Genomic DNA, 11,666 nt, shown 5'->3' with positions numbered 1-11,666 from the left:
AAGCGACAACGAATGGGAGCTCCACCATGGCCGACGTGACACTGCCCAACAGTGTTTTTGACCGACTTCTCAAGGACCGCATCATCTGGCTCGGTTCTGAGGTGCGCGACGAGAACGCCAACGAGATCGCAGCGAAACTCCTGCTCCTCGCCGCTGAGGACAGCGAGAAGGACATCTACCTCTACATCAACTCGCCCGGCGGGTCGATCACCGCGGGCATGGCGATCTACGACGCCATGGAGTTCGTGCCGAACGACATCGTGACGGTGGGCATCGGCATGGCGGCCTCGATGGGCCAGCTGCTCCTGACCGCCGGCACCAAGGGCAAGCGCTACATCACGCCGAACGCGCGCGTGCTGCTGCACCAGCCGCACGGCGGCTTCGGCGGCACCAGCTCCGACATCCAGACGCAGGCACAGCTCATCCTCTCGATGAAGCAGCGCCTCGCCGAGATCACCGCGGCCCAGACGGGCAAGACCGTCGAGCAGATCAACGAGGACGGCGACCGCGACCGCTGGTTCACCGCCGAGGAGGCCCTGGAGTACGGCTTCGTCGACCACATCCGCGGCTCGGCCATCGACGTCGTCGGCGGCGCCGGCACGGACCAGTCGTAGACCTCCCTCCCCGATCGTCAGCAGAGAAAGAGACACACTCATGGAACTCCCGATGATGGGCGGCGCAGGCCGACTGCAGACCCCCAGCTCCCGGTACATCCTCCCCAGCTTCGAAGAGCGCACGGCCTACGGCTACAAGCGCCAGGACCCGTACGCCAAGCTCTTCGAGGACCGCATCGTGTTCCTCGGGGTGCAGGTGGACGACGCCTCGGCCGACGACATCATGGCCCAGCTGCTCGTGCTCGAGAGCATGGACCCCGATCGCGACATCACGCTCTACATCAACTCGCCCGGCGGCTCCTTCACGGCCATGACGGCGATCTACGACACGATGCAGTACATCCGTCCCGAGATCCAGACGGTGTGCCTCGGCCAGGCGGCGTCGGCCGCGGCCGTCCTGCTCGCCGCCGGTCAGCCCGGCAAGCGCCTCGCCCTGCCCAACGCCCGTGTGCTGATCCACCAGCCCGCGACCGGCGGCAGCAGCGGCGGCCAGGCGTCGGACATCGAGATCCAGGCGAAAGAGGTGCTGCGCATGCGCACCTGGCTCGAGGAGACGCTGTCGAAGCACTCGAACAAGACGCCGGAGCAGGTCAACCGCGACATCGAGCGCGACAACATCCTGGGTGCCGACGAGGCGCTGGCCTACGGCCTGGTCGACCAGGTGCTGACCTCGCGCAAGAACCAGCCCGCGCTCACGCGCTAGCTGACCACGCGCCGTTCCGCGGCACGACGACGGAGCCCCGGGCACGCTGCCCGGGGCTCCGTCGCGTCCGGACCGCAGGTCGGTCCCTCAGTGTCGGGGGATCGGGTTAGGCTCGGAGGACGGCGTCCGACAGGGGGCGTCGACGATCTCGTAGGGAGGCCGGGCATGGCACGCATCGGTGAGAGCGCTGACCTGCTGAAGTGCTCGTTCTGCGGCAAGAGCCAGAAACAGGTGCAGCAGCTGATCGCCGGTCCCGGCGTCTACATCTGCGACGAGTGCGTCGAGCTCTGCAACGAGATCATCGAAGAGCGGCTGGCCGAGGCCGGGGACGAGCCCGCGAGCGAGTTCGACCTCCCCAAGCCCCGCGAGATCTACTCGTTCCTCGAGGAGTACGTGATCGGACAGGACGCCGCCAAGCGCGCGCTGTCCGTCGCGGTCTACAACCACTACAAGCGCATCCGGGCCGCCTCGACGCTGACGGCGGCCGAGTCGCTCGCGGACGAGGTCGAGATCTCGAAGTCCAACATCCTGCTGATCGGCCCGACGGGCTGCGGCAAGACCTATCTCGCCCAGACCCTGGCCAAGCGGCTCAACGTCCCGTTCGCCGTCGCCGACGCCACGGCCCTCACCGAGGCGGGCTACGTCGGCGAGGACGTCGAGAACATCCTGCTCAAGCTGGTGCAGGCCGCCGACTACGACGTCAAGCGGGCCGAGACGGGCATAATCTACATCGACGAGATCGACAAGATCGCGCGCAAGGCCGAGAACCCGTCGATCACCCGCGACGTGTCGGGCGAGGGCGTGCAGCAGGCACTGCTCAAGATCCTCGAGGGCACCGTCGCGTCGGTGCCTCCCCAGGGCGGTCGCAAGCACCCGCACCAGGAGTTCATCCAGGTCGACACGACCAACGTGCTCTTCATCGTGGCCGGCGCGTTCTCCGGTCTCGAGGACATCATCTCGAACCGTGCGGGCAAGCGCGGCATCGGCTTCGGCGCCCCGCTGCACAGCAAAGAAGACGAGGCGGCGCTGTTCAGCGAGGTCCTGCCGGAAGACCTGCACAAGTTCGGGCTCATCCCCGAGTTCATCGGTCGCCTCCCGGTCGTGACGACGGTGACGCAGCTCGACCAGGCCGCGCTGATGCAGATCCTCACCGAGCCGAAGAACGCCCTCGTGCGGCAGTACCAGCGAATGTTCGAGATCGACGGGGTCGAGCTCCAGTTCGAGCACGAGGCTCTCGAGTCGATCGCCGATCTTGCCGTCCTGCGACAGACCGGCGCCCGCGGGCTCCGCGCGATCCTCGAAGAGGTGCTCGGGCCGATCATGTTCGACGTCCCGTCTGACGACACGGTCGGCAAGGTCGTCGTGACCCGCGCCTCCGTGCTCGAGAACGCGGCGCCGACCATCGTTCCCCGCCTCGTCGACGAGCGCATCGAGAAGTCGGCCTAGCCCGCGCGCCGTCGCCGCACCTCCTGAACGCCCTGGTCCTCGCGGCCCAGGGCGTTCTCGTGTGCCCGCTCCGAAGTCGGCGGGTTCCTGCCCTCCCCGGCGGGTCACCACGCCTCCGCCACTGATGTCGGCGGGTTCCCGTCGTGCCCGGCGGGTCAGCGCCCGCCCGCCGGGGGCGAGCGGAACCCGCCGGCCGGGACGGGAACCCGCCGGCCAGGGCCGAGCGGGGCGGGAGGGGGGTCAGGCGAGCCCGCGACGCTCCAGCAGGGGCTCGACCCGGGCGTCGCGGCCGCGGAAGTCGCGGTAGGCCTCGAGCGGGTCCCTCGACCCGCCGACGCCGAGCAGCCGCGCGCGGAACCGGTCGCCTGCCTCCCGGCTCAGGCCGCCGTTCTGCTCGAACCACTCCACGGCGTCGGCGTCGAGCACCTCGCTCCAGATGTACGAGTAGTAGCCGGCGTCGTAGCCGCCCGCGAAGGTGTGCGCGAAGTACGTGCACGAGTAGCGAGGGGGCACCTGCGCGAGGTCGAGGCCCACCGCGGCCAGCGCCTCCTGCTCGAAGGCCTCGACGTCGTCGACCTGGTCCGCCTGCTCGGGCGAGAGCGTGTGCCACGCCTGGTCGAGCAGGGCGCTGGCGAGGTACTCGCTCGTCGCGAAGCCCTCGCCGTAGCTGCGGGAGGCGACGAGCTTCTCGACGAGCTCCTGCGGCATGCGCTCGCCGGTGACGTGGTGGACGGCGTAGTTCTCGAGGACTTCTGGCCAGAGCATCCACATCTCGTTGACCTGGCTCGGGAACTCCACGAAGTCGCGGAACACGTTCGTGCCCGAGAACGACGGGTAGGTCACCCGGGCGAGCAGACCGTGCAGGGCGTGGCCGAACTCGTGGAACAGCGTCGTCACCTCGTCGAGCGTCAACAGGGTCGGCGAGCCCGTCGAGGGCTTCGAGACGTTGAGGTTGTTCACGACGACCGGGGGCAGGCCGAGCAGGTCCGACTGCGACACGAGCGGGTTCATCCAGGCCCCGCCGCGCTTCGAGTCCCGGGTGTACAGATCGAGCACGTACAGGCCGACCGGCTCGCCGCCGTTCTCGGTCACCTCGAAGACGCGGGCGTCCGGGTGCGGGCCGACGAGATCGTCCCGCTCCGCGAACTCGAGGCCGTACAGGCGGGAGGCGGCGTGGAAGACGCCGTCGTGCAGCACCCGGTCGGCCTCGAAGTAGTCGCGCATGACGGTCGTGTCGACGTCGAAGCGCCGGGCGCGGACCTTCTCGGCCCACCACGCCCAGTCGGAGGCACGGACGTCTGTGCCGGAGGACTCGTCCGCAGCGAGCTCGCGGAGGTCGACGAGTTCGGCGGCGGCGTTCCTGGCCGCGGGCACCGCGAGCCGGCCGAGCAGGTCGGCGACGGCCGTAGGGCTGCCCGCCGTCTCACCGGCCGTCACCCAGGAGGCGTGGTCGGGGAATCCGAGGAGGACGGCGCGCCGGGCCCGGAGCCGGGTGATCTCGAGTACGAGCGCCCGGGTGTCGTTCTCGCCTCCGCGCCGCCCGCGCGACAGCGACGCGGTCATCACGCGTTCCCTCAGCCCCGGGTCGTCGAGCGACGCCAGCAGCGGGTGCCCCGTCGGCAGCACGAGCGACACCACCCAGGCGTCGTTGAGCCCACGTTCGCGTGCCGCCTCGGCCGCCGCGCCGAGCTGGCCCTCGCTGAGGCCGCGCAGCTCGTCGGGGTCGCGCACGACGACCGCCAGCTCGTTCGTGTCAGCCAGGAGCGCCTTCTCGAAGCGGGTGGTCAGGGTCGACAGCTGTTGGTTCAGCTGGCGCAGCGCCTCCTTGTCGTCATCGCCGAGGGCGGCACCGGCCCGGACGAAGTCGGCCACGGTGCGCTCGAGCAGGTAGCGCTGCTCGGCGGTGAGGTCGAGCTCGGCGCGTCGCGCGTGCAGGGCGTCGAGGCGCCGCCACAGCCGCGGGTCGAGGCGGATCGCGTCGGCGTGGGCGGCGAGTCGGGGAGCGAGCTCGAGCTCGAGGGCGTTCGTGACGTCGTTCGAGTCGCTCGAGGCCTTGTCGAAGAAGGCGTGCTCGACCCGGGCGAGGATCCGGCCGCTGCGCTCGAGCGCCTCGAGCGTGTTGGCGAACGTCGGCTCGGCGGGGTCGGTCGCGATCGCCTCCAGCTCGGCTCGCTGCTGCTCGAGGCCGGCCTCGAAGGCGGGCAGCCAGTCGTCGTCGGTGATCTCGGCGAAGGGCGGCAGCGCGTACGGCAGGGAGCTCGGCTCGAGGAACGGGTTCGTCATCAGCCCACACTAGGAGGCTCGCTAGGGTCGGGCGCATGAGCGAACCGACAGCACCGCGCGCGACGTACACCCACGGGCACCACGAGAGCGTGCTGCGGAGCCACGCGTGGCGCACGGTCGAGAACAGCGCGGCCTACCTCATGCCGCACCTCCGTCCGGGGCAGTCGCTGCTCGACGTCGGGTGCGGTCCCGGCACGATCACGGTCGACCTCGCCGAGCGGCTCGCGCCGGGCCGGGTCGTCGGCGTCGACGCGGCGGCCGGGATCGTGGCGCAGGCCGCCGAGCTCGCGGCAGCCAGGGGCGTCGAGAACGTGGAGTTCGTCACGGCCGACCTGTACGAGCTGCCGTTCGACGACGACACGTTCGACGTCGTGCACGCGCACCAGGTGCTCCAGCACGTGGCGGACCCGGTCGGCGCACTCCGCGAGATGCGCCGCGTCGCCCGGCCCGGGGGAGTCGTCGCCGCTCGCGAGGTCGACTACCACGGCACGTTCTGGGCGCCCGAGTCGGCGGGCCTCGACCGCTGGATGGACGTCTACCAGCAGGTGCACCGCGGGAACGGCGGCGAGCCCGATGCCGGGAGGCGCCTCAAGGGCTGGGCGCTCGAGGCCGGCCTCGAGGCGGTCTCGAGCAGCGCCTCCTCATGGTGCTTCGCCTCGGACGAGGAGCGGACCTGGTGGGGCGACAGCTGGGCCGCCCGTGCGACGGAGTCGGCGTTCCACGGGGACGCGATCGCCAAGGGCGTCGCGACCGACGCCGAGCTGCGCGCGATCGCGGACGCCTGGCGGGCGTGGCGCGACACCCCCGACGGGTGGCTGCTGATGCCGCACGGCGAGATCGTCGCCCGCGCCTGATTCCGGCGCACTTGATATACATCGTTCCAGATGTGACCTAGTCTGCGATCGGGCGCACAATTGCCCTCGATCGGAAGGAACGACATGCCAGTCATCCGCAAGATCTCGAGACTCGGGCTGGCCACGGCCCTGGGAATCTCACTGACGCTTGGGTGTGCGACAGGCGCATCCGCGAACGAAAGGGTGGCGACGGCCGCCGGTGAAGTCGGAACGGAACGGGCCCTGGACGGGCGCGGCGAGGGCGGGGCGGTGGATGATCCCGCGAACGGAACCGAGATCGCGTTCCTCCCGATCATCCTCGGCGTCATCGCCGTGGGCGGAACACACCACGCGATGGGGTCCGCAGCGGCGCAGAAGGTGTACCACGCAGGTCTCAGGAACGCTGAGTACCAGAGGATCAAGTGGCAGATCCGCGCCGCCATCATGGTGCCTCTCGGTTCGACAGGGGGCCCCATCTTCACGGTCGGGTTCGAGAACGAGTTCTACTCGCTGGTGTGACGATGACGCGCGCCGAACTCCAGATCTCGGCTGTCTTCTTGTGCGTGCTCGTCATCGTCGCGAGCATCAGCGCCGCATGGTCGTCAGGCGGAGATGGAGGCGGCACGGTCTCGTACGTGGTCATCATCGCGATGGTCGGCATGATCACGTGCGTCTTCAGGCCAGACCGCACTGTCCGAGGAACTGCGGATCGTGCTCATGCTCGGACCCCCTGTGAAGGCAACGGGTCGCATTCGGATCCCGGAGCCTGACCTACGTCCCGCGGGCAGAGCTCCGCAGATGCCGACCGCGCCCCGTCCAATAGCGGGAGATCCGGGTACTGGAGGTGGTGAGCGGGCTCAGCGGTCGGCATTTGCGGAGGACCAGGGGCGCGGGGGCGCAAAGCGAGAGGGATCCGCGGCCGCGAGAGCCGTCTGCGGGGCAGGCCGGGCTCGGCGGGGCGGATCCCTCTCGAATTACGGGGGCTGTACCGGAGGTGAGGCCGGGCTAGTCCTCGTCGGAGGCGTCGGCGTCGTCGGGGGCGTGCACGTGCGCCTCGCCCGTCACGGCGTCGACACGGATGACCGTGCCGTCGTCGAGCTCGACGACGGGCCGGTGCTCGAGGTACGTGAGCGTCCAGCGCCAGGACGACGCGTCGACGCCCTCGTCGGCGAGCTCGCGCTCGACCTGGGCGACCGCGCCGAGCACCGGGGCGGGGAGGCTGGCCGGGGCCGCGCCTCCCACGCTCCAGCGCGTGCCGAGCTGCATCAGGCGCCCGCTGCCGGGGTCGGTGCGGCCGAGGAGCCAGCAGCAGCCGCAGCCGCACCCGCAGCCGGGGCAGCAGCAGCCGCCTCCGGCAGCTCGCCGAGCTCGATCGCGGTCACGGCCAGCGACTCGCCCTCGACGAACTCGAGCGACTGGATCTTGCCCACCGCGGCCAGGTCGGAGGACGCCCCGCGGAGCACCTCGAGCTGGGCGGCCGGCGCCGAGATCGTCGCCGACACGACCGGCGTCTTCTGCGACGCCTTCGCGTCCGACTTCGCACGGCGGACGCCGATCAGCGCCTCGCCGACGAGGCCGAGCAGGCCGGTCGGCGCGCCCACCTCGCCGAGCTCGGCAGCGGTCGGCCAGGAGGCGCGGTGCACGGAGTCGTCGTGCGTCCACGACCACACCTCCTCCGTCGCGAACGGCAGGTACGGCGCGAGCAGGCGCAGCAGGCCGTCGATGGTGGTGCGCAGGGCGAGCACGGCCGAGGCCTGCTCGGCGGGCGTCGTCGCACCGTACGCGCGCTCCTTGACGAGCTCGAGGTAGTCGTCGCAGAAGGTCCAGAAGAACTTCTCCGTGACCTCGAGCGCCCTGGCGTGGTCGTAGCCCTCGAGCGCCTCGGTCGCGGTCGACACGACGGCGGCGAACGACGCGAGCAGGTCGCGGTCGAGCGGCTCGGTGATCGAGAACTCGCCCGACGGCAGCTCGAACGAGTAGACGAACTTCGCCGCGTTCAGGACCTTGATCGCCAGGCGGCGGCCGATCTTTATCTGCTTCGGGTTCTGCGGGTCGAAGGCCGCGTCGGTGCCGAGCCGGCTGGAGGCGGCCCAGTATCGGACCGCGTCGGAGCCGTGGTCGTCGAGCATCGCGGCCGGCGTGACGACGTTGCCCTTCGACTTCGACATCTTCTTGCGGTCGGGGTCGACGATGAAGCCCGAGATCGACGCGTCCGTCCACGGGACCGTGCCGTGCTCGAGCTGCGAGCGGAGCGCCGTCGAGAAGAGCCAGGTGCGGATGATGTCCTGGCCCTGGGGGCGCAGCGAGTACGGGAACACGAGCTCGAAGAGCTCGGGGTCGGCCTCCCAGCCGCCCGCCAGCTGCGGGGTGAGCGACGACGTCGCCCAGGTGTCCATCACGTCGAGCTCGCCCTGGAACCCGCCGGGCACGCCGCGCTGCGACTCGTCGTAGCCGGGTGCAGGGTCGCTCGACGGGTCGACGGGCAGCGACGCCTCGTCGGGCACGATCACGTCGTCGAAGACGGGGTTGCCGTCGGCGTCGAGCGGGTACCAGACGGGCAGCGGCACGCCGAAGAAGCGCTGGCGCGAGATGAGCCAGTCGCCGTTGAGGCCGTTGACCCAGTTCTCGTAGCGCACGCGCATGAAGTCGGGGTGGAAGCCGACCTGGCGGCCGCGCTCGAGCAGCGACTGCTGCAGGGCCTCGTCGCGGGCGCCGTTCACGATGTACCACTGGCGGGTCGAGACGATCTCGAGCGGCTTGTCGCCCTTCTCGAAGAACTTGACGGGGTGCGAGATCTTGCGGATCTCGCCGATCAGCTCGCCCGAGGCGGTCAGCTGCTCGACGATCGCGGTCTTCGCGCTGAAGACGGTCTTGCCGGCGAGCTGGGCGTAGGCCTCGCGACCCGCCTCCGACTCGATCGCGGCGGGGGCCTCGCTGACGAAGCGGCCGTCGAAGCCGATCACGGCACGGTTCGGCAGCTGCAGCTCGCGCCACCACACGACGTCGTTCGTGTCGCCGAAGGTGCAGACCATCGCGATGCCGGAGCCCTTGTCGGGCTGCGCCAGGTGGTGCGCGACCACGGGCACCTCGACGTCGAAGAGCGGCGACCGGACGGTCGTGCCGAAGAGGGCCTGGTAGCGCTCGTCGTCGGGGTGCGCGACGAGGGCCACGCAGGCGGGGAGCAGCTCGGGTCGCGTCGTGTCGATGAGGACGTCGCCCTCGCCGTCCGTGCGGTGGAACGCGAGCTTGTGGTACGCGCCCGGCACCTCCTTGTCCTCGAGCTCTGCCTGGGCGACCGCGGTGCGGAAGGTCACGTCCCACAGCGTGGGCGCGTCGGCCTGGTAGGCCTCACCTCGGGCGAGGTTGCGGAGGAAGGCCTTCTGCGCCATCGCCTGCGACCGGTCGTCGATCGTGCGGTAGCTCTGCGTCCAGTCGACCGAGAGGCCGAGCTTCCGCCAGACGTCCTCGAACTGCTTCTCGTCCTCGACGGTGAGGCGCTCGCAGAGCTCGACGAAGTTGCGGCGCGAGATCGGCACCTGGTCGGCGGCCTTGGCCGACTTGCCGTCGCCGCCCTCGAAGGGAGGCGTGAACGAGGCGTCGTAGGGCAGCGACGGGTCGCAGCGCACGCCGTAGAAGTTCTGCACGCGGCGCTCGGTGGGCAGGCCGTTGTCGTCCCAGCCCATCGGGTAGAAGACGCTCGCGCCGCGCATGCGCTCGAAGCGCGCCTTGACGTCGGTGTGCGTGTAGCTGAAGACGTGGCCGATGTGCAGGCTGCCCGACGCGGTCGGCGGCGGGGTGTCGATCGAGAACACGGAGGCGCGGGTCGCCTGGTCACGGTCGAACCGGTAGGTGCCCGACTCTTCCCAGGCCTGGCCCCAGCGGGCTTCCAGCCCCTCGAGGGCGGGCTTCTCGGGCATAGGTGACGTCATGGGCTGCTCCGGTTCTGTGGGCGGCGCCGTGTCGGTGGGGAGGCGCCTGGTTGTGGGACTGCCCCAGTGTACGCACCGGGCGGGCGGCGGCACGGAAAGGTGCGGTCAGGGCAGTGTTGCGATGACTGCACTGGAACTGACATGCCGGTCTCTGTTAGCCTCGTCCGGTTTTGCCCGACACCGTGGTCGCGCTCCGTCCGATCACCCGGAGGTATCCCGACACATGTCTGCCCGCAAGAACAGCCCGAAGGCCACGCGCCGCGAGCTCACCACCGACGACGTCACCGTCGTCGAGGAGTCGATGCTCAAGCGCGCCGTCAGCGCCGCTGCGCTCGGCAACGCCATGGAGTGGTTCGACTTCGGCGTCTACGCCTACATCACCACGACCATCGCGCAGGTCTTCTTCCCGCCAGGGAACGACGCCCTGAACATCCTCTTCACGTTCGGCACGTTCACCGCGGCCTTCGTCGTCCGCCCGATCGGCGGCGCGTTCTTCGGCCCGCTCGGCGACCGCATCGGCCGGCAGAAGGTGCTGGCCATGACGATGATCCTGATGGCCGCGGGAACGCTGGCCATCGGCCTCATCCCGTCGTACGCGACCATCGGCATCTGGGCGCCGATCCTGTTGCTGCTGGCGCGCCTCCTGCAGGGCTTCTCGACCGGCGGCGAGTACGGCGGCGCCGCGACCTTCATCGCCGAGTACTCGCCCGACAAGCGCCGCGGCTTCATGGGCTCGTGGCTCGAGTTCGGGACCCTCGGCGGCTACGTGCTCGGCGCCTCCCTCGTGACCGCCCTGCAGCTCGGCCTGAGCGAGGAGGCGCTGCTCGGCTGGGGCTGGCGCATCCCGTTCATCGTCGCCGGGCCGCTCGGCCTGATCGGCCTCTACCTGCGCCTCAAGCTCGAGGAGACCCCCGCGTTCCAGAAGCAGCAGGCCGAGGCGTCCGAGCGCGAGCACCAGAAGGTGCCGTTCCTCAAGCTGTTCCGCGAGAACTGGCGTGCGCTGATCGTCTGCGTCGGCCTGGTGCTGGTCTTCAACGTGACCGACTACATGCTGCTGTCGTACATGCCGACGTACCTGACCAACACCCTCGGCCGCGACGCCACCAGCGGCCTGCTCTTCATCATCGTCGTGATGGTGCTGATGATGCTCGTCATCACGTTCGGCGGGCGGCTCAGCGACCGCTTCGGTCGACGGCCCGTGCTGTTCGCCGGCTGCATCGGGTTCCTGGTGCTGTCGTTCCCGGCGCTCCGCATGGTGCAGAGCGACAACGGCGTGCTGTCGTTCGCGGGCCTGCTCGTGCTCGGACTCGTGCTCGTCACGTTCACCTCGACGATGCCCTCGACGCTGCCCGCGCTGTTCCCGACGATCATCCGCTACGGCGCCCTCGCGATCGCGTTCAACGTGTCCGTCTCGCTGTTCGGCGGCACCACGCCCCTCGCCACGGAGGCGCTGGTCGTCTGGGCAGAGGGCCGCGGCTTCGGCTGGGCCCACGACATCCCCGCGTTCTACCTGATGGCCGCCGCGGTGATCGGCCTCGTCGCCGTCTGGTTCACCAAGGAGACGGCCAACGAGCCGCTGATGGGCTCCGGCCCGTCCGTCGCCACCGACGCCGAGGCCCAGGAGCTGATCGCCGCTTACTCGGACGAGTCGAGCGAGGTCTCGAAGTCGGAGTGGGCGCTCGCCTTCGCCGAGTCGGGGCCGATCCAGGTCGTGCGCCCGCCGGCCGACGACGAGACGACGGCCGAGGCCTCGGCGAGGGCCTAGCGCCGCACGCATTCGCCAGCACGTCGAGACCCCTCGGACCCGCGCGTACCCTCGCGCGCGCCGAGGGGTCTCTGCGGTTCTGGAGGGTGTCGG

General features: G+C 70.1%; 9 protein-coding genes. 6 read left to right on the top strand and 3 right to left on the bottom strand.

Features of this window, described 5'->3' with window-relative positions; all coding sequences use genetic code 11:
* Positions 1–26 precede the first annotated feature (26 nt).
* The 3 genes from JOE35_RS11725 to clpX all read left to right on the top strand — a co-directional run bounded on the left by JOE35_RS11725 (position 27) and on the right by clpX (position 2,763).
* Positions 27–614 (top strand): ATP-dependent Clp protease proteolytic subunit, encoded by a 588-nt coding sequence (locus JOE35_RS11725; RefSeq protein ID WP_209561218.1) that lies wholly within the window; start codon positions 27–29, stop codon positions 612–614.
* A gap of 40 nt (positions 615–654) precedes the next feature.
* Positions 655–1,317 carry an ATP-dependent Clp protease proteolytic subunit gene (locus tag JOE35_RS11720; RefSeq protein ID WP_123548230.1) on the top strand — a complete coding sequence of 221 codons (663 nt, stop codon included), beginning with the start codon at positions 655–657 and terminating at the stop codon, positions 1,315–1,317.
* Positions 1,318–1,482: 165 nt separating this feature from the next.
* A complete protein-coding gene (gene clpX / locus JOE35_RS11715; protein WP_209561217.1) occupies positions 1,483–2,763 on the top strand; it encodes an ATP-dependent Clp protease ATP-binding subunit ClpX in 1,281 nt (426 codons plus the stop codon).
* Between the two features lie 240 nt (positions 2,764–3,003).
* Here the strand turns inward: clpX and JOE35_RS11710 are convergent, their stop codons facing one another.
* Positions 3,004–5,046: a M3 family metallopeptidase gene (locus JOE35_RS11710; protein WP_209561216.1), complete on the bottom strand. Its 2,043-nt coding sequence runs from the start codon at positions 5,044–5,046 to the stop codon at positions 3,004–3,006.
* A gap of 35 nt (positions 5,047–5,081) precedes the next feature.
* Between JOE35_RS11710 and JOE35_RS11705 the strand changes: the two genes are divergently transcribed.
* Both JOE35_RS11705 and JOE35_RS11700 read left to right on the top strand, forming a co-directional pair.
* Entirely contained in the window at positions 5,082–5,900 is an 819-nt protein-coding gene (locus JOE35_RS11705; protein ID WP_209561215.1) for a methyltransferase domain-containing protein, read from the top strand.
* 84 nt (positions 5,901–5,984) lie between these two features.
* Entirely contained in the window at positions 5,985–6,398 is a 414-nt protein-coding gene (locus JOE35_RS11700; RefSeq protein ID WP_209561214.1) for a hypothetical protein, read from the top strand.
* Positions 6,399–6,884: 486 nt separating this feature from the next.
* Here JOE35_RS11700 and JOE35_RS11695 read toward each other — a convergent pair whose 3' ends face one another.
* Both JOE35_RS11695 and valS read right to left on the bottom strand, forming a co-directional pair.
* Positions 6,885–7,145: a hypothetical protein gene (locus tag JOE35_RS11695; RefSeq protein WP_209561213.1), complete on the bottom strand. Its 261-nt coding sequence runs from the start codon at positions 7,143–7,145 to the stop codon at positions 6,885–6,887.
* On the bottom strand, positions 7,145–9,808 hold the full coding sequence (gene valS / locus JOE35_RS11690; RefSeq protein ID WP_245186102.1) for a valine--tRNA ligase: 2,664 nt from the start codon (positions 9,806–9,808) through the stop codon (positions 7,145–7,147). Before valS ends, JOE35_RS11695 begins: the two co-directional genes overlap by 1 nt.
* A 223-nt stretch (positions 9,809–10,031) precedes the next feature.
* Here valS and proP point away from each other — a divergent pair, with 223 nt between their 5' ends.
* Positions 10,032–11,573, top strand: a complete 1,542-nt coding sequence (proP, locus tag JOE35_RS11685) for a glycine betaine/L-proline transporter ProP (RefSeq protein ID WP_209561212.1) — start codon at positions 10,032–10,034, stop codon at positions 11,571–11,573.
* Positions 11,574–11,666: the final 93 nt, after the last annotated feature.

This window comes from Frigoribacterium sp. PvP032, from assembly GCF_017833035.1.
Classification (GTDB): Bacteria; Actinomycetota; Actinomycetes; order Actinomycetales; family Microbacteriaceae; genus Frigoribacterium.
The sequence above is the reverse complement of the archived record's forward strand: the minus strand, read 5'-3'. Positions and strand labels throughout refer to the sequence as shown.